This window comes from Ensifer sp. NPDC090286 (assembly GCF_044769565.1).
Lineage (GTDB): Bacteria > Pseudomonadota > Alphaproteobacteria > Rhizobiales > Rhizobiaceae > Ensifer.
Window position 1 is genome coordinate 282,929 of record NZ_JBIVYF010000003.1, and the last position, 18,209, is coordinate 301,137.

The 18,209-nt window shown below is 62.4% G+C and carries 18 protein-coding genes; 5 read left to right on the forward strand and 13 right to left on the reverse strand.

All coding sequences use genetic code 11. From position 1 onward, the window contains the following. Positions 1–21 precede the first annotated feature (21 nt). Genes ACIQUG_RS16625 through moaB form a run of 3 tightly spaced genes read left to right on the forward strand, consistent with a single transcriptional unit; the run spans position 22 to position 3,323 of the window. On the forward strand, positions 22–1,857 hold the full coding sequence (locus tag ACIQUG_RS16625) for a tetratricopeptide repeat protein (RefSeq protein ID WP_402323229.1): 1,836 nt from the start codon (positions 22–24) through the stop codon (positions 1,855–1,857). 7 nt (positions 1,858–1,864) lie between these two features. After that, entirely contained in the window at positions 1,865–2,779 is a 915-nt protein-coding gene (locus tag ACIQUG_RS16630) for a 4-(cytidine 5'-diphospho)-2-C-methyl-D-erythritol kinase (RefSeq protein ID WP_402323230.1), read from the forward strand. A gap of 1 nt (position 2,780) precedes the next feature. Then, positions 2,781–3,323, forward strand: a complete 543-nt coding sequence (gene moaB / locus ACIQUG_RS16635; RefSeq protein ID WP_402323231.1) for a molybdenum cofactor biosynthesis protein B — start codon at positions 2,781–2,783, stop codon at positions 3,321–3,323. 294 nt (positions 3,324–3,617) lie between these two features. On the opposite strand, the gene ACIQUG_RS16640 is transcribed toward moaB, so the two are convergent. Beyond that, positions 3,618–4,139 (reverse strand): glycosyl transferase, encoded by a 522-nt coding sequence (locus tag ACIQUG_RS16640; RefSeq protein WP_402323232.1) that lies wholly within the window; start codon positions 4,137–4,139, stop codon positions 3,618–3,620. Between the two features lie 175 nt (positions 4,140–4,314). On the opposite strand from ACIQUG_RS16640, the gene ACIQUG_RS16645 reads away from it, so the two are divergent. Continuing rightward, entirely contained in the window at positions 4,315–5,472 is a 1,158-nt protein-coding gene (locus ACIQUG_RS16645; protein WP_034801053.1) for a PA0069 family radical SAM protein, read from the forward strand. 218 nt (positions 5,473–5,690) lie between these two features. Then, positions 5,691–6,341: a ribonuclease HII gene (locus tag ACIQUG_RS16650; protein ID WP_402323233.1), complete on the forward strand. Its 651-nt coding sequence runs from the start codon at positions 5,691–5,693 to the stop codon at positions 6,339–6,341. A gap of 293 nt (positions 6,342–6,634) precedes the next feature. Here the strand turns inward: ACIQUG_RS16650 and ACIQUG_RS16655 are convergent, their stop codons facing one another. From ACIQUG_RS16655 to ACIQUG_RS16710, 12 genes are all read right to left on the reverse strand, one after another. Continuing rightward, a complete protein-coding gene (locus tag ACIQUG_RS16655; protein ID WP_402323234.1) occupies positions 6,635–7,120 on the reverse strand; it encodes a F0F1 ATP synthase subunit B in 486 nt (161 codons plus the stop codon). A gap of 13 nt (positions 7,121–7,133) precedes the next feature. Further along, positions 7,134–7,748: a F0F1 ATP synthase subunit B gene (locus ACIQUG_RS16660; RefSeq protein WP_192447640.1), complete on the reverse strand. Its 615-nt coding sequence runs from the start codon at positions 7,746–7,748 to the stop codon at positions 7,134–7,136. Between the two features lie 76 nt (positions 7,749–7,824). Beyond that, positions 7,825–8,052, reverse strand: a complete 228-nt coding sequence (locus ACIQUG_RS16665; protein WP_025426100.1) for a F0F1 ATP synthase subunit C — start codon at positions 8,050–8,052, stop codon at positions 7,825–7,827. Between the two features lie 82 nt (positions 8,053–8,134). Next, positions 8,135–8,887, reverse strand: a complete 753-nt coding sequence (locus ACIQUG_RS16670; RefSeq protein WP_043620932.1) for a F0F1 ATP synthase subunit A — start codon at positions 8,885–8,887, stop codon at positions 8,135–8,137. A 60-nt stretch (positions 8,888–8,947) separates the two neighbouring features. Continuing rightward, the gene (locus ACIQUG_RS16675) at positions 8,948–9,307 is read right to left on the reverse strand and encodes an AtpZ/AtpI family protein (protein ID WP_043620934.1); all 360 of its coding nucleotides are present in this window, start codon (positions 9,305–9,307) and stop codon (positions 8,948–8,950) included. Positions 9,308–9,608: 301 nt separating this feature from the next. Beyond that, on the reverse strand, positions 9,609–10,730 hold the full coding sequence (locus ACIQUG_RS16680; protein WP_402323734.1) for a cell wall hydrolase: 1,122 nt from the start codon (positions 10,728–10,730) through the stop codon (positions 9,609–9,611). A 341-nt stretch (positions 10,731–11,071) separates the two neighbouring features. Beyond that, complete coding sequence (locus ACIQUG_RS16685) at positions 11,072–12,973, reverse strand: potassium transporter Kup (protein ID WP_043620935.1); 1,902 nt, start codon at positions 12,971–12,973, stop codon at positions 11,072–11,074. A 16-nt stretch (positions 12,974–12,989) separates the two neighbouring features. Then, positions 12,990–13,967, reverse strand: coding sequence for a magnesium transporter CorA family protein (locus ACIQUG_RS16690; protein ID WP_205239380.1), 978 nt, complete (start codon positions 13,965–13,967; stop codon positions 12,990–12,992). A gap of 358 nt (positions 13,968–14,325) precedes the next feature. Continuing rightward, the gene (locus ACIQUG_RS16695; protein WP_043620940.1) at positions 14,326–15,489 is read right to left on the reverse strand and encodes an Mrp/NBP35 family ATP-binding protein; all 1,164 of its coding nucleotides are present in this window, start codon (positions 15,487–15,489) and stop codon (positions 14,326–14,328) included. Between the two features lie 380 nt (positions 15,490–15,869). Further along, the gene (locus ACIQUG_RS16700; RefSeq protein WP_402323235.1) at positions 15,870–16,388 is read right to left on the reverse strand and encodes a flavin reductase family protein; all 519 of its coding nucleotides are present in this window, start codon (positions 16,386–16,388) and stop codon (positions 15,870–15,872) included. Further along, positions 16,382–17,431 (reverse strand): LLM class oxidoreductase, encoded by a 1,050-nt coding sequence (locus ACIQUG_RS16705; protein WP_402323236.1) that lies wholly within the window; start codon positions 17,429–17,431, stop codon positions 16,382–16,384. The genes ACIQUG_RS16700 and ACIQUG_RS16705 overlap by 7 nt, the downstream gene beginning before the upstream one ends. Before the next feature lie 20 nt (positions 17,432–17,451). Continuing rightward, the gene (locus ACIQUG_RS16710) at positions 17,452–18,075 is read right to left on the reverse strand and encodes a glutathione S-transferase family protein (RefSeq protein WP_402323237.1); all 624 of its coding nucleotides are present in this window, start codon (positions 18,073–18,075) and stop codon (positions 17,452–17,454) included. Positions 18,076–18,209: the final 134 nt, after the last annotated feature.

Here is an 18,209-nt window from a genome sequence, read left to right on the forward strand (position 1 = left end):
AATCGGCGCGAAAGGTTTGACATGCGGCAAAAGACGATTCTCCGCCTCCTCAGCGGCGCAGCACTGCTGGCTCTTGCTGCTGTCAGCGGCGGCCACCAGGCATTTGCCGAGGAGAAGGCCGCAGCCGCCGAGGAAAGCGAATCCTTCGACATCAAATCGGTCAATACCTTTTCCGGCGCGTTTCTCGCTGCCCGCACCGCCGATACGGACCGCGACTTCGCTTCCGCCACCGAACTCTACAGGATCGCGCTGCAGTTCGAGCCGAACAACAACGACGTCAAGCAGCGGCTGATGATCACGCTCTTGATGGCGGGCCAGTTCGACGAAGGCGCGAAGATCGCCGAGCAGCTGAAGTCCGACCCGGCCGTCGAGCGCATCACGACGGTCATTCGCGCGATCGAAGCGATCCGCAAGCGCGAGTATCGCAATGCGCAGAAGCTTCTGAACTACCAGGGCCCGAACGATCTCGACCGGCTGATGAACGGCCTGCTCTCTGCCTGGGCGAAATTCGGCCAGGGCAAGCCGAAGGAAGCGCTCACCCAGATCAAGGAACTCGACGGTCCCGAATGGTTCCGCGTGTTCAAGAACTACCATGCCGGCGCGATCGCGGTTGCCGCGGGTGACAAGCAGACGGCACGCAGCAGGCTCAACGACGCCATTCTCGACCGCGAGGGCGGAAGTGCCGCTCCCGACACCTTCATGCGTGCAGTGGAAGCGCTCGCCCGTTTCGAGGCGCGCGAAGGCAACAAGCAGAAGGCGCTCGACACCGTCGCCGTCGGCGAAAACATGGTCAACAACTACACGCCGCTGCAGGCGCTGAGGACCGAGATCGAGAACGGCGTCCCGCAGGAACAACAGGTCAAGAACGCCACCCAGGGCGCTGCGGCCGTGCTCTTTTCGATCGGTGCCGCACTCAACCGCGACGGCGCCGAAGACATCGTTTCGCTCTACCTGCAGACCGCGCGCCGGCTCGACCCTGACAGCGCCGATATCCTGGTCATGCTCGGCGGCATCGCTGAAAACCTGAAGAAGCCGAACGAGGCGATCGAGCTCTACAAGGCCATTCCCGAGACCTCGCCGATGCGGCGCGTTTCGGAACTGCAGCTTGGCCTCAGCCTCGCCAGCATCGGCAAGGTCGACGAGGCGAAGAAGCACCTTAAGGCGCTGATCGACGTCGATCCGAAGAACATCCGCAACTATCTCGCCTATGGCAGCGTGCTTTCCGACGCCAAGGACTACAAGGAGATGGGCGAGCTTTACGATCGCGCCGTCGACCAGATCGGCTCCGTGCCGACGCGCAGCGATTGGACCGTGTTCTTCCAGCGCGGTATCGCATATGAGCGCCAGAAGCTCTGGGACAAGGCCGAGCCGAACTTCCGCAAGGCGCTGGAGCTCAATCCGGACCAGCCCCAGGTGCTGAACTATCTCGGCTATTCCTGGGTCGACATGAACATCAACCTCGAAGAAGGCCTGGAGATGATCCGCAAGGCCGTCGAGCTGAAGCCGGATGACGGCTATATCGTCGATTCCCTCGGCTGGGCCTATTTCCGCATGAACCGCTTCGACGACGCGGTCGTGGAACTGGAGAAGGCGGCCGAACTGATGGCCGGCGACCCGACGATCAACGATCACCTTGGCGACGCCTACTGGCGCGTCGGCCGCAAGCTCGAGGCCGTGTTCCAGTGGACGCAGACGCTCGAACTGAAGCCCGAGGAAGCCGAGATCCCGAAGATCAAGGCAAAGATCGAGAACGGGCTGCCGCCGCTCAAGGAAACGGTTCCCGCCTCGGCCGATGCCAAGGAAACCGCGCCGAAGAAGGTGACCCCGGAAGCACCGGCGCCGGACAAGAAGTCCTGATCGTTCCATGTCGGACGGTGACATCGAGGGCTTCGCGCTGACGCGCGCAGCCCCCGCCAAGATCAATCTGGCCCTTCACGTCGTCGGCCAGCGCGCCGACGGCCACCACCTTCTCGAAAGCCTCGTCACCTTTGCCGATCGCGGCGACCGCATCGGTCTCTCGCGGGCGGATGCGGATCGCTTCACGGTCTCGGGCGCGTTTGCCGCCGCGTTGCCGATGGATGCCGGCGCTGAGGGCGGCAATCTGGTTCTGAAGGCGCGCGACCTGCTGCGCGCCGAACTGCGGGCGCATGCCCCCGGCGCGGCCGGGCCGGTCCACCTGCATCTCGAAAAGAACCTGCCGCTCGCCTCGGGCATCGGCGGCGGGTCGGCGGATGCTGCGGCGACGCTTCTTGGGCTTCTCGAACTCTGGCGCGCGACGATCGAACCTTCCCGCCTCGCCGCCATCGCATTGCGGCTCGGGGCGGACGTGCCGATGTGCCTTACCGGCAGGCCTCTCTTGGCAAAGGGGATCGGCGAGGAGATCACGCCGATCGACGATTTCCCCGCCCTGCCGATCGTACTGGTCAATCCGCTCGTCGCCGTCTCGACGCCGGTCGTGTTTCGGACGCTCTCCAAAAAAACGAACCCGCCGCTCGCTGCGCCTCGCAGTGCCGGAACTGTGGCCGAGTTGATTTCCGCCATCGCCACGATGCGCAACGATCTGCAGCCGCCGGCAGAAAGCCTTGAGCCCGTGATCGGCGAAGTCTGCCAAGCGCTGACGCAAGCCGGAGCGACACTCGCGCGCATGTCCGGTTCAGGCGCCACGTGCTTCGGCCTTTTCGACAGCGAGGCACGCGCGGCTGCGACAGCGCGCGCTCTTTCGGAGGCCTACCCCGGGTGGTACGTTCTCGCCTGCAAGACAGTGGGCAAAGGGAAGTAGCATGGCCGGCATCGACGAAAAGCGCCCCTTCATTCCTGTCGGGATCGCCATCCTGACGGTCTCAGACACCCGCACGCGCGCTGACGACAAGTCGGGCGACACGCTGGAAGCGCGGGTGCGTGACGCCGGGCACCGCCTTGAGGCGCGCGCCATCGTTCCCGACGACAAGACGAAGATCTACGGCCAAGTGAAGGCCTGGACGCTCGATCCCACCGTCGACGTGGTGATCACGACAGGTGGAACGGGCTTCACCGGGCGGGACGTGACGCCCGAGGCGCTGGAACCCCTGTTCGAAAAGCGCATGGACGGGTTCTCCGAGGTCTTCCACCGTATCTCCTACGAGAAGATTGGGACGTCAACGATCCAGTCGCGTGCAACCGGCGGCGTTGCCAACGCCACCTTCATCTTCGTCCTTCCGGGTTCGCCCGGCGCCTGCCGCGATGCGTGGGACGGCATCCTCAAGCAGCAGCTCGACTACCGGCACATGCCCTGCAATTTCGTGGAGATCATGCCGCGGCTCGACGAGCACCTGAAACGCGGCTGAAGAGCATGGACCGTTCCGGCCCGGCCGACCTGTTACCTTAGTAACTGACGCTCGCTTCCCCTCCGGATAGTTTTCAAGCGTTGACACAGCGAGGAACGACCGCCGCACGTTCCGTTCCTCGCACCGCAAGACCCTTCCGCCTCTGTCCCCCAGGCGGAATGAAATGTTGGATACGACGGGCAGCCAGAATGCTGCCCGGACAGAAATCTTCCAAAAAAGGTCATTTGAGAGCCGCTTGGAGGTGCCGTCCCCTAAGGGACTGGCACCTTTAATTTTTTCGCGCGGGAACCGGCGTTACCGCCTGGCTTCGACAGCGACCCAGGCCGGAACGAGTTCGGTCGAAAGCTTGCGGACTGAGCGGACATTCGTCATGGCATCCAGGCCCACCTTGCCATGAGCGGCCGCAAGCGCATCGTTCTTGCGCAGGAGAAATCCCGTCTCCAGCGGCTTTCCACGCCCGGTCAGCCGGCGGAAGAAAGGCTTGCGATGGAGTCTCGATCCGGAGAAGCGGGCCGGTGCCTTGTTCATCGAAACGTACTCGGCCAACTCATCGATCCAGCGGCCGATCGGGCGCGCGCCCGGCTCCAGCAACATCAGCCACTCGCCACGCGCCGAGCCCACCACATCGGCGAGATCCCAATCCCGGCAGAAACGGCATCCGGCTGCATCGGCCACGTCGGACGAACCGTCCTTCGAGCCGTGATCGAGGATGATCACATCGCTGACCAAGCCTTCCACGGCGCCTGCCACCAACACAGCAAGCGTCTGCGCCAGTTCGGCCTCGTTGTCGCGGGTTTCCATGATGATCGTGAGCATGGCTTCTCGTAACGCATCGGCACGGCAATTGCTACATCCGGGACACGGCCCGCAGCGGCGCCTTGATCGATAAATTCGAAACTCCAATTTTTTGTTCTTGAATTGTTCCTCCATTCGCGATAGGAAAATAATCAGAACAAAACGGGATCAAACATCTGATTCCGGGGAGATTCCAATGACCGAGCTGTCTCAGATCAGGCAGGGTGCGCTTGCGCCCGCCAATACGGCAGATGTGGCCGAAGCGATGATGAGCGCAACGGGCCTGCGGATCGATATCGATCGCCGTCGCGGGCGCGGCGCCGGGATCAACATGTCCGGCCGCTTCGAACCGCGCAGCCGCGAGACGTTCGACGACGGCTGGGAAAGCCTGGAGGATCTGCCGCCCTTCAAGACCGAGGTTCAGGTCGAGAAGCCGCGCACGGTGATCACCAGGAACGAGTCGCCCGACATCTCCTTCGACCGCTCGATCAATCCCTATCGCGGCTGCGAGCATGGCTGCATCTATTGTTTCGCGCGGCCCACGCACGCCTATATGGGCCTCTCGGCCGGCCTCGACTTCGAGGCGAAGCTGTTTGCCAAGCCGGATGCCCCGCGGCTTCTGGAGCGCGAGCTCGCGCGGCAGGACTACAAGGTGCGGCCGATTGCCATCGGCACCAACACCGACCCCTATCAGCCGATCGAGAAGGAGTGGCGCATCATGCGACAGATCCTCGAGGTGCTGCGGGACGCCAACCATCCGGTCATGATCGTCACCAAGTCGGCAATGGTCACCCGCGACATCGATATCCTGGCACCGATGGCGGAAAAGGGATTGGTGCGCGTCGGCATCTCCGTCACGACGCTCGACCGTAAGCTGGCTCGCACGATGGAGCCGCGGGCCTCGACCCCGAGCAAGCGGCTGGAGGCGATCCGCATGCTTGCCGAAGCAGGCATCCCGGCCGGCGTTCTCGTTTCCCCCATCATCCCGGCGTTGAACGACCACGAGATAGAGCGCGTGCTCGAAGGAGCAAGGACGGCCGGAGCAACCGAAGCAAGCTATGTGCTGCTGCGGCTGCCGCTCGAGGTCAGCCCGCTCTTTCGCGACTGGCTGCTGCGCAATTATCCAGACCGCTACCGGCACGTCATGTCCCTCATCCGCTCCATGCGGGGCGGCAAGGACTATGACGCCGAGTTCGGCAAGCGCATGAAGGGCGCCGGCCCCTATGCGTGGCAGATCGGCCGCCGCTTCGACCTGGCAGTCAAGCGTCTCGGTTTCAACCCGACGCGCCGGCAGCTGCGGGACGATCTCTTCGTGCCGCCGCTTGGAACGGGGGTGCAGCTCTCGCTTCTTTGAAGGCTTTCCGATGTCTCGGTAACCGTCGCTACCTGTAATGGCCACGGCGAGAGATGATCGCCCCGCCCCGCCAGGCAAGCCCGATGGCGGGCGCGCCTGAGACCACATAGCAGTTCCGGTGCCCCCTTACCCGCCGTGGGCCCCGGTAATCCCCCGTCCGCCGCCGCACTCGGACCTGGGGGCTTGAAGAGAATCGGTCGATCATGCGATCTAGACTTATGTCTCGCAGATCGTCCGATTCTCCCCTTTTTCCCGATATCATCGTAGCGCCCGATTTCAGTTTCGAGCTTTCGGCCAAGGGCGATGGGTTCTGGCCGGTCGCCGGAGCGGATGAGGCCGGTCGTGGGCCGCTCGCGGGACCGGTGGTCGCCGCCGCCGTCATTCTCGATCCGGACGCCATTCCCGCAGGACTCGACGACAGCAAGAAGCTGACGGCCCAGGCGCGCGAAAAACTATTCGAAGAAATCCTCGCCACATCCGAAGTGTCGATCGCCTCGGCGTCGGCCGGCACGATTGACGCCACCGACATCCGCAAGGCGAGCCTCGAAGCGATGCGGCGGGCGGTCGCCGGCCTGCCCTCGAACGCGCGCTTCGTGCTCGTCGACGGCCGTGACGTACCGCCCGGCCTCTCCTGCCACGCCAAGGCTGTGGTCAAGGGCGATGCGCGGTCGCTGTCGATCGCCGCCGCTTCGATCGTCGCCAAGGTTACCCGCGACCGCATGATGGCCCGTGCCGACCTTGCGCATCCCGGCTACGGCTTTGCGCTCCATGCCGGCTATGCGACGGTGACCCACCGTCGCGCCATCGAGACCCACGGCCCCTGCCCGCTGCACCGCATGAGCTTCCGGCCACTGCGCCAGGACGACTAACCGGCGCGCAACCGCGTAGCGAGCGCCACGCAGGTGCTTCCGGTTTCGGTTCCGACATATCTCGCCAACAGCTTTTCTCGCGTCAGAAGCCATCCGGTGGCGCGCATGCTGCCGTGCGCCACCTTTGGCCTTGAACACTGGCACTACTTCGCTTCGGCAGCTGAAGGCGAGACGCCTGCGGAAATCCTAGCGAAGCTTGGCGCCTCATCCTTCGGGCCAATGCAGCCTCTACAGACAGGCATAAAAAAAGCCCCGCACGAGGCGGGGCTCTTTCAATCGGAATGTCCGAACGCTTAGTTCAGGCGCGCCTTGACGTCGCCAAGTGCCTTCTTGAACAGATCGTTCTGGGCGCCGGCGTCGGCCTTGGCGGCAACGACCTTCTCGGCAGCGGCAATCGCGAGATCGACGGCAGCGGAACGAACCGCGTTGATCGCATCGCTTTCGGCCCGCTTGATCTTCTGTTCCGAAAGAGCCGTGCGACGAGCGACGTATTCCTCGGTCTTCTGCTTGGCTTCTGCGGTCAGCATTTCGGCTTCGCGCTGGGCGGCAGCGACGATGCCGGCAGCTTCAGCTTCCGCATCCTTGCGCTTGCGCTGGTACTCAGCGACGAGGCCCTGAGCTTCTTCGCGCAGGCGCTTGGCTTCGGTCAGCTCGTTGCCGATCTTTTCGGCGCGGGCGTCGAGCGCCTTGCCGACCATGCCCGGAACCTTGAGATAGGCAATCAGGACGAAGAACAGGATCAGGCCAACGAAGGCATAGAAAGTTGCATCAAGATGCATAGTTCAGTGCTCCTCAGTTGCCACCCGATGCCTTGACGGCAGCGGTGATCTCGGCCTTGGTGACGGTTCCGCCGATCAGCTGCTTGACGACAGCCGTTGCGGTTTCCTCGGCGATGGCGCCGACGTCGGCCAGTGCCTTTGCCTTGATGTCGGCGATGCGGTCTTCTGCAGCCGAGATCTTCTTGGCAAGGTCGGCTTCGACGGCGGTGCGGTCAGCATTGGCCTTGGCCTTTGCGGATTCGCGGGCGTCGTCGGCGATCTTGTGACCCTTGGACTTGGCGGTTGCCAGGTCCTGCTCATAGGAAGCGATGGCAGCGTCGGCTTCGCCCTTGAGGCGGGACGCTTCATCGAGATCCTGAGCGATCCGATCGTGACGGGTTTCCAGAATTCCGCCGATCCGCGGAATGATGACCTTCGACATCAGGAGATAGAAGAGGCCGAACGTGATCGCGAGCCAAAGCAGCTGCGATGCGAAATGGGTCGTATCGAAGGGCGGGAACACGCCGGAGCCAGCCTCGCCTTCGTGAGCCACACCCGTTTCGGTGTGCACCTCACCGGCCGCAGCGGCATCGTGTGCTTCGGCGCCTTCAGTGGTGGTTGACTGGGCATAAGCCGCGGTCACAAACATGCTCACCTCCAGGTGCACTCAAGAATATGCGCGGCCGCGACCTTTTGACGGGTCGCGGCCGAAACTCCAGCCGATATTAGACGGCGAAGAGGAGGAGCAGGGCTACGAGCAGCGAGAAGATGCCCAGAGCTTCCGTAACGGCGAAGCCGAATACGAGGCGGCCGAACTGGCCGTCAGCAGCCGACGGGTTACGCAGCGCGCCAGAGAGGTAGCTGCCGAAGATGTTGCCGAGGCCGAGAGCCGTGCCGGCCATGCCGAGGCAAGCGAGACCTGCGCCGATGTACTTTGCTGCTTCCGCTTCCATGTGTGAACTCCTTCGAATGGTGTTGCGGCTTAGGATTGCGCTTCCGACGGAGGACCGGCCGGAAGCAAGCGACTGTTATTCCTTAGTGGCTTCCGGGATGGACAGCGTCGTTGAGGTACATGCAAGTCAGTACCGCGAAGACATAGGCCTGGAGGAAGCAGACGAGGAACTCAAGACCGGTAATGGCGACGGTCATGATGAGCGGCAGGATGGCGCCACCGATGCCGACTGCGCCGAGGGCGCTGAGCGAGGTGACGAAGCCTGCGAAGACCTTCAGCGTGATGTGGCCGGCCAGCATGTTGGCGAAAAGACGGACCGAAAGGCTGATGGGACGGGAAAGGAACGAGATGACTTCGATCGCGACGACGAGCGGCAGAAGCACGCCAGGAACGCCATGCGGCACGAAGAGCTTCAGGAAGCCGAGACCGTGCTTGTAGAAGCCGTAGAGAATGACGGTACCGATGACGAACAGCGCCAGAGCGAAAGTGACGATGATCTGGCTGGTGACCGTGAAGAAGTAGGGCATCATGCCGAGCAGGTTCGCCGTCAGGATGAACATGAACAGCGAGAACACCATCGGGAAGAACTTCATGCCACCGCTGCCGGCGCCTTCGCGCAGCATCGAGGCGATGAATTCGTAGGACATTTCCGAGACCGACTGCATGCGGGTCGGGATAAGACCGCGCTGCGACGTCGTCAGATAAAGAAAGCCTGCGGCAACACCTACGGTCGCAACCATGAACAGCGACGCATTGGTGAAGGAAAAGTCCATTCCGCCAATTTCGATCGGGACAATCTTATTGACCAGGAACTGGTGGGTCGGATCGTTTGACACCGCGCTTCTCTTTCGTTCTACCCGCCCGGGAGCGGAAACCGTTTTCTTCGGGGCAACGCCTCAGCGGGCGTCGCCGTCCTTCTTGTCATTCCCAGAACCGCCTCTTCCGGCTTCCGGTGTCGCCACCATACCGGCCGAGCGCAGCACATTCAGCACGCCAGCGCAGAAGCCGAGAAGCAGGAAGATAATCAATCCCCACGGCCCTGTACCCGCAAAGTGGTCCAAAAGATAGCCCAGAAACGCCCCGACAACGATGCCGGCGATGAACTCGCTCGAGAGCTTCATCGCCGCCGCATAGCCTTTACGGCTTTCGGCGGCTCTGGCTTCCGCTGCATCAGGCGTATTGGGCCTCTTGGACTCAATCTTGTCGCCGAGCTGCTTCAGCCGCGCTTCCAGACTTTCTTCAGGTTTCTCCGCCACGTGGCTACTCCCTTGTCGTCCTTATCGGGTCTCAGACCGCGATTTCGGTCACACAATAGGCCTTCGCACAAGCCACGTTTCGGCCCCATTTGAAGTCGCGCGCAACATAGTTTTAGGCACCCGCATAGTCAAGGCGTGCAGGCCGCTTGATCGTGGACAATGTTTTCCATGAAATTCAATGGGTTAAGCACGCATTCATCGATCTGCAGCAAGGTCGCGGCAGGATTCCGGCCGGAGACCGGCGGGAATCTCCCCTTTAGCGTGCGCGCGGGAAAGACGGCGGAATCGCGTCAGGCGCCGATCAGCTCCAGCCGCCGCCATAGGTGCGGTAGAAGATATGCATGCCGATCTTGCCGACCCGCTTCATCGTCTTCGCCCATGGCGGATTGACGTAGGTCGCATGGTAATGGGTGGCTGAGCCCACTTCCGGCAGCCAGATCTTGCCGGCGGTGACGGCCATCGCAACTTCCTTGGCCGTCTTCCAGTGCGAGCGGGAATAGATAAGGTCGCGGATCATGTCGCAGGCGAAGGAGAACTGGCAACGGTTGCGCCAGGCCTTGTTCTGGTAAACGACGCCGCAAATGGTCTTCGGATAGGTGGGATTGCGCACGCGATTGAGAATCACCTGCGCGACGGCGGCCTGGCCTTTGAGCGGCTCGCTGCGGGCTTCGAAGTAGATGCCTTCGGCCAGACAGGTCTGCTCTTCCTTGTTGAAAACCGAGCCCGGCAATGCGGTTGCGGCCCAGGCGTGGTCGTCCGGCGCGATCTCCGGAATGAAGCGACCGGCGTTCTTGTCTTCGCGCAGAATCGAATCGAAGGGCGATTCACGCGCATAGTCCGGCTCGGGCCGGACGTAAGCAGTCGCAAGAATGTCGGGGCGATCGTTCGTAACGAGCTTGGCCAGCATCGGCGAGACGCCGGGCTCCGCCTTTGGCGGCGTCTTCCGGTAGAAGGCGGTGGCGATCTCGATCTCCTTGCCTTCGATGCGAGACTTGGCGAAGACCATCTTCTCCCCCTCCCCCAGGCTTGGCTCCATCAGGGAGCTGGTGCGCTGCAGGATGGAGCCGGCGGAGAAATCCTTGGGCGGCGTTACCGGGGTTACGGCGACGACGCGGCCCTTTTTGGCCTGACGGTTGACGCGGTCCTCGTCGGGCGTGCCCGAATGCTTGGTTTCCGCGGTCAGCGCGACGCGGCTGCCATCGGGCATGGTGATGCCGGCACCGCCGTCGAGCGCGCCCGTGGTGACCGGATCGGCAAACACCATTTCGGCTTCGTGGATCGAACCGGCGGGCGACGCGGTCATATACATGCGCCAGCGCTCGCCGCCCCGGTTGATGCCGGACAGGAAGGTCGCAAGGTCGGCATAGGCGGCAGCCGAGGGAAAGCCCAGATATAGTGCAAGGCCGATGATCGCGGGCGCCATCCAGGCGGACGGGCTCAGGCGAGACTTTAGACGCAGGTTCCGACTCTTACGCACCAACCAACTCCACGCAACGCTATCAGGCGGCACGGCTTCGCCCGCGCCGGCTATGCGCCAGCGTCGAGAATTCCGCGCGGGAAGATTAGACAATCAAGCAGCCGGACACTTCGCCGGGACCGCTCCGTTCGTGTTTTGAAAATGAAGCATTAACCTTGATGTTTGGTTAATGCGCGATCGCTGAAAGGCGGATGTCCCATAACGCAGCAAAGCCGCCCTCCCGTCGGAAGGCGGCTTCTTCTGTTGCAGATCAGCGCTTCTCGCGCTCAGCCGCGAACGGCCGAGCGTCAGATGATCACGTGCGAGCCGAGTTCGACCACGCGGTTGGTCGGCAGCCGGAAGTAATCCGACGGATCGATTGCCGCATTCGCAAGCGCGATGAACAACCGGTCCTGCCAGTGCGGCATGCCGCTCTCAGCATCGGGCACGAGCTTGCGGCGGCCGAGATAGAAGGACGTCGACATGATGTCGAACTTCAGGCCCGACTTGCGGAACAGGCCGAGCGCCTGCGAGACGTTCTGCGTTTCCATGAAGCCGAAGCGCATTTCGAGCAATGTGAAGCGGTCCGACAACGGCTGCATGCTCACCCGCTCTGACTTCGGCACCTTCGGCGTATTGGCCGTGCGGATCGTCAGGATGAAGTTCTGATTGTGCAGCACGTGGTTGTGCTTGATGTTGTGGAGCAGTGCGGCCGGCGTCGATTCCGGATCGCTCGTCAGGAACACGGCGGTTCCGGGCACGGCCACCGGCGCATGTTCGCTCTTGCGTTCGATCGACTTGATGAAGCTTGCCAGCGGAATGTCGATATGGCGCGTTTTGGCGTGCAGGATCTGTGTGCCGCGCCGCCAGGTCCACATGATGATGATGAAGGTGGCGGCGATCAGCACCGGAACGTAGCCGCCGTCGTGGATCTTCAGCATGTTGGCGCCGAGGAAGATGAACTCCAGCGCAAAGAGCGGCACCAGCACCGCGGCAGCCGCGAGCGCCGACCAGTTCCAGCGCATGCGCAGGAACTCGAAGGAAAGCACGGTCGTCACCACCATCGCGCCGGTGACCGAGATGCCGTAGGCAGTCGCGAGCGATTCGGACGAACCGAAGACGAAGACCAGGGCCATGACGCCGAACATCAGCAGCGTGTTGACGTTGGGCAGGTAGATTTGGCCCGTATGGGTTTCCGACGTGTGGAAGATCGCCATGCGCGGCAGGAAGCCGAGGTGGATCGCCTGGCGCGTCAGCGAGAAGGCGCCGGTTATCACCGCCTGGCTGGCGATGATGGTTGCCGCCGTCGCCAGAATGACGACGGGCAGCAGCGCCCATTTCGGGAACATCAGGAAGAACGGATCCGACATCGCTTCCGGGTTCTTCAGGACGAAGGCGCCCTGGCCGAGATAGTTGAGGGTCAACGCCGGAAAGACGATCAGGAACCAGGCCCACTGGATCGGACGACGGCCGAAATGGCCAAGGTCGGCGTAGAGCGCCTCTGCACCCGTCACCGTAAGGAAGACGGCGCCGAGCACGATGATGCCGACATAGCCTTCGCTGAGCATGAAGCTCACGGCGTAATAGGGATTGAAGGCCTTGAAGATCGACAGGTCGTCGGCGATGTGCACGAAGCCGATGCCGCCCATCACCAGGAACCAGACGAGGGTGATCGGACCGAAGAAGTTCGAGACCGCCGCCGTTCCTTTGGATTGCACCGCAAAAAGCATCAACAGGATGACCACCGCGATCGGCACGACATATTCCGACAGCGCCGGCGTCACCAGCTTCAGGCCTTCGACCGCCGAAAGAACGGAGAGCGCCGGCGTGATCATCGCGTCGCCGATAAAGAGCGCGGCGCCGGCAATGCCCATAAAGAAGAGAATGGACGCGTGGCCGTTGGCGGACTTCATCAACAGAGCAAGCAGCGACAGCGTGCCGCCCTCGCCCTGGTTGTCGGCGCGCAGAAGGAACAGCACGTATTTGATCGTGACGATGATCGTCAGCGTCCAGATCATCAGCGAGATCAGGCCGATGATCTCCGCATCGGTCACACCGTCATGGGAGACCGGGCGCAACGCTTCGCGAAAGGCATAGAGCGGGCTGGTGCCGATGTCGCCATAGACGACACCGATCGAACCAAGCCCGAGGACCAGCAGGCGGCGCAGGTCCTTCGGCTCTTGAGTGGAAGGGGCATGCGATTGGGTCATGCAAACCTACTGGCGTTCAAAGCCAGCCTTTCCAGCGAAAAAAGAAAAAGGGGATCACGGCCGATATCACCATCGCCGCGATCGCCCAGGGATAACCGAATTGCCATTCCAGTTCGGGCATGACGCGGAAGTTCATGCCGTAGACTGAAGCGACCAGCGTTGGCGGCAGGAGCACGACCGACGCGATCGAGAAAATCTTGATGATGGCGTTCTGTTCGACGTTGATCAGGCCGAGCGATGCATCGAGCAGGAAGGTAATGTTGCCGGAAATGAAGCCGGCATGTTCGGACAACGATTGGATATCGCGCGAAATCGAGCGGCAGAGTTCGCGCGTTTCCTTGTCGTCCTGCACCTGCGGGACCGTGTAGACGAATGTCAGCAGGCGCGAGAGCGAGGCAAGGCTGTCGCGGGTCTTGGCGACCAGGCGATGATGCCCGGCGACGTCGCGCAGGCGCGCCTCGAGAAAATGCGGCGGGCGGCGCTTGCCGGCCGCCTTGTCGCCGAAGACGGCGATCGACAGATCGTCGATCTTGGTCACGGCCTCTTCGAGAATTTCGGCGGTCCGGTCGGCGATCGTTTCCAGGAGCCGGGTCAGAACCACCGCGCCGTCGCGGCAGTTTCCGGGGAAACGATGCATCGACGCCTTGAAGAGGGCAAAGGACCGGGGTTCGGCATAGCGGATGGTGACGAGCCGGCTACCCGCCAGGATAAAGCCGACGTCGGTCAGGCCGGGTATCTCCGTCTCCGACCGAAACACCAGTGACGCCGTCATGAACACGGCGCTCTCCTCGACATAGAGACGGCTCGAAGGCTCGATGTCCTTGAGGTCGTCGCGCGTCGGGATGGAGATGCCGAGCAGCTTTTCCATCATCAGGTCTTCGGCCTTGCTCGGTTCGAGCAGATCCACCCAGATGACGTCCGGGCGCAGGCTCTCGGGCGGGTCGGCGGGCGTCAGGACGACGGCCGTTCCATCGGCGCAATAGCCGGTGATCATGCGAGCATCCTCGTCATGCCAACCTTAGGGTCGAATGGAAGAGGCGAAAGGTCGTGCGCCACAAAATACCCACAATAGAGATCCATCGGATGGAACGTTCCGCCAGTCAGGACAAAGTCTTCAACTCAGTCATCGCGAGAGGCCAAGATCTCGGGCGAGAGGGCGTCAAGTTGGGCACCTTCGCAAGTGCGGCAAGGCATATGGCGCAACGCAAACGCAAAATCAATGCCCTCTTGCAATCCGGCACGCGGGCATGCGCCGCCAGTTCGGCGCCACCCTATCCCATGTTCGCCTAAATCAAAATCGAATCAAGGGCAAAACTACGCGGGGCGAAGCGCCAAAGTTCCCGTGGGGAACTTCACTCGAACACGATGTTCGGCGCGGCGCGGCTCTTGTCCTGCTGCGTGGCCGATACCTGCTCCCAGACCTTGGTCGCGATATCGCGATAGACGCGCGCGACCTCGCCGGCCGGATCGGAGGCAACCAGCGGCGTTCCCGCATCCGACGTTTCGCGAATCCCCATTGTCAGCGGCACTTCGCCGAGGAAGGGCACGCCGATGCGTTCTGCCTCCTTGCGGGCGCCGCCGTGACCGAAAATGTCATAGCGATTTCCGGTATCGGGGGCGATGAAGTAGCTCATGTTCTCGACGATGCCGAGCACCGGGACTTCCACCTTGCGGAACATGGCGAGGCCCTTGCGGGCATCGATCAGCGCCAGGTCCTGCGGCGTCGAGACGATAACCGCACCGGCCAGCGGCACCTGCTGGGCCATGGTGAGCTGGGCATCGCCCGTGCCCGGCGGCATGTCGACGACGAGAACGTCGAGATCACCCCAGGCAACTTCGCGCAACATCTGCAGCAGCGCCGACTGGATCATCGGTCCGCGCCAGATCATCGCCACTTCCTCATCGACGAGGAAACCCATAGACATGACCTTGAGGCCGTAATTTTCCATCGGGCGGATGAGCCGGCCCTCGATCTGCTGTGGTCGGCCGGAGATCTTCAGGAGCCGCGGCATCGAGGGGCCGTAAATGTCGGCGTCGAGCAAGCCGACCTTCAGGCCGTTTGCCTTGAGCGCCAGCGCCAGATTGACCGAGGTGGTCGACTTGCCGACACCGCCCTTGCCCGAGGCGACGGCGATAATCGCGCCGACGCCGGGGATGCCCGCCTTGGCAGGCGGTCCGCCAGCCGGACGCGGAGCGTGGGAATGGCCTGCATGGGATGGCGCCTGCGGCTGCGGGCGCTGCACCGGCGCACTGCCGGCGGCAGCCTTGCGATCGGCCGTCAAGGCGACCATTGCCGCGGTGATCCCGGGAATGTCGCGCACCACGCGCTCGGCTGCAGCCCGCATCGGCTCCAGTTCCTTGGCGCGTTCGGCCGGCACGGTGATCGAGAAATAGGCCTTGCCGTCGGAGATGAAGACGTCAGACACAAGCCCGAGGTCGACGATGTTGCCTTCCATGCCCGGGCCACGCACCGTGCGCAGTTTTTCAAGCACCACTTCTTTCGTGACTTCCGGCATCGCGCCCTCTCATTCTTTTGTTATCTCTTAGATAGTCGAGGCTAGGCGCTTCGCCAATGCGACATAACGGAAAAAGCAAGGGCCACCACCCGCCTCGGTGTCCGTACATCCGGGATCACCTTTGAGCGGGCAGTGGCCCTTTTCATCGCGACCTTCGTGGGCGCTGTCTTCTTTTTAGTCCCCTCTGGACATGCCAATAGAAATGCAGGATGCGTGCCAGATTCACATCCGGCGAAAATAATCAGCAATTTCAAAAAGATAAACTCATGCTCCGCTTATCGGTCGGCGATGGCATATGCCCAGTTTCTGAGCAACAGTCTGCAAATCGTCCAACGATGGAGCAGATTGCCGGGATGGTGGCGAACGAAAGACCGTGCCCGTTATCTCGAATCGGATCCGACCATCTCGTATTCGGCAAGCGACCGGAATTCCCGCCTCCAGTATACCAGCGGTGCGCCAGCTTCGATCTCTGCGTGTTTGACTTCGGCCGTGACGAGCATGTGATCGCCCAGACGCACCCAGTCTCGCACCCGCGCAGCAATCCAGACCAGAGCATCATCGATGCGAGGCAGGTCATTCTCCTCGCACCAATGTGTCAGGCCAAAGCGATCGATACCAGGCGTTGAAAATCGCCGGGCTATGTCGTGCTGCCTGGCTGCGAGCAGATTGAAGCCGATCGGCGAGCCCACGTCGAGGCGACGAAGAAGGGTGGAATCCTCCTTCATCGCAAACATCAGCAATGGAGGATCGAGCGAAAGGGCCCCGACCGATCCGACCGTCGCCCCGTAGCGCTCCCCTCCGGTTCCCACCGTTACGATCGTCACTGCGGTTGGGATCTGCGCGAACAGCGATTTCAAAGTTGCATCGGGTGAGGCCGCGTCCTTGGCCGGTGTTACCATTTTGCGGCAAGCGGCTTCGGCCCCTCCAGCGACGGAAATTGGGGCAAGACCTCTTCCGCCAGTTCCTGAATAATTTCCGGCGCCGGCCGGCCGGCGAACTGCATGCCAAGTGCGGCGTGATTGACCCCTGCCTCACGCCACTCGCCGAGAAGATCGATCAATCCCTTTCGACCCGTCTTGAGGACGAAGCCGCCGCGAAGCGGCGTTCTCGGAAAATTCGGATCGTCGGCGAGGTCGATCCATTCATTGGTCATGTGCGGCCTGAACCCGCCATCCGGGATCCGCTCGCGCCAGGCGCGTATGTTCAGGGCGAGCCGCCGCGGACCATCGGCCGTATGCGTGGATTGCGGATAGGTCAACCAACCGTCGGCCTGTTCCGCGACCCATGCGGAAGATTGCCGGCTGGAACCCGTGACGATCAGCGGAATTCGGCCGACCGGCGGTTTGGGCAAGAAATCCGCGCCGGTGACCATGCCGAGGCCCGTGTCGATGGCCAAACGTCCGGGGGCAAGGAGTTGCCGGAAATAGGCCACGGCCTGCGCAAACCGAGCACCCCGCTCGTCCATGTCCAGGCCATAGGCCGGGAACTCGACCGGTCTGTCGCCCGATGCGATTCCGAGCACAAGCCGACCGCCTGAAAGATGATCGATCGTGCTTGCCGCCTTTGCCAGATCGATCGGATGCCGAAGCGAAAAGATCGCGCTGCCGGTCGCCAGCGCGATCCTGTTCGTGCGCGCGGCGAGATAGGACAGGTAGGTGAAGGGGTCGAAAAGCTGCCCGGCGTCGCCGAATGCGGGATCGAACAACGGTACGTCACGCACCCAGACTGCCGCAAAGCCGCGCCGATCCGCCTCAGCGACAAGATCAGCCTGCCCCTGCAATACCGCCATGTCGCCTTGATAGAAACGCAGCGGCAGGAAGATGCCGACGGTCAGGTGATCTCGGGCGAACATGCGTCGATAACCCGGGTGGTCGGCAAACGTCTCGGACGAAGCGCCCGCGAGCGCGCCGGACGTTGCAATACTTGAAGCCGCAATGTTCAAGGGAAACTCCTTTTCTATCCTCAGGGGCCGGTCGCCGGCGCAGGAAGCAAGATGCCGCGCGCGACGGCCGGGCGTGCACTCACCTGTTCGTGCCAACGCGTCAGATTTCGGTGCTGGGTGAAGGTGAAGCCGCAGATCGCGGCGATATGAGTCCAGCCGAACGTGGCAATGTCGGCGATGGAGTAGTCCTCGCCCGCAAGCCAGCGATTGCCGGCCAATTGCCCGTCGAGAACGGCGAAAGCATCGTCGGTCAAGCGCCTGTAGCGGTCGATGGCGGCAGGGATCTTCTCATCGGCGAAGATCTCGAAATGGACACGCTGGCCGAGGATCGGTCCCATGCTCGATGCATGGAACTGCAGCCACTTGATCGCCTCCCAGCGCGCCCTTTGCTCCTTCGGCAGGAGCCGGCCGGTCTTCTCGGCAAGGTAGAGCAGGATGGCCGCCGACTCGAAAAGGATGATGCCCGTCTCGCGATCCACGATCGCCGGGATGCGGCCATGCGGGTTAAGGCTGAGGAATTCGGGCCGCCGATGCTCGCCCTTGTCGATGTTCACATGGTGCAGGCGATAGGGCAGCGCCAGTTCCTCGAGAGCGATCGTCGCCTTGAAGCCGTTCGGGGACGATTCCGTGTGGAGGTCGATCATCTGCCAGCCCTCCTTACCAGCGCCAGCCACGCGCTGGCGTCCGCCTCTCGGCGACTGTCCTTGTGTGTCGAGATCTCCATAGCCAACCGATCCTCTTTGAAATTAAAATTGAGACAAGCTCAGTTATGGCTTCC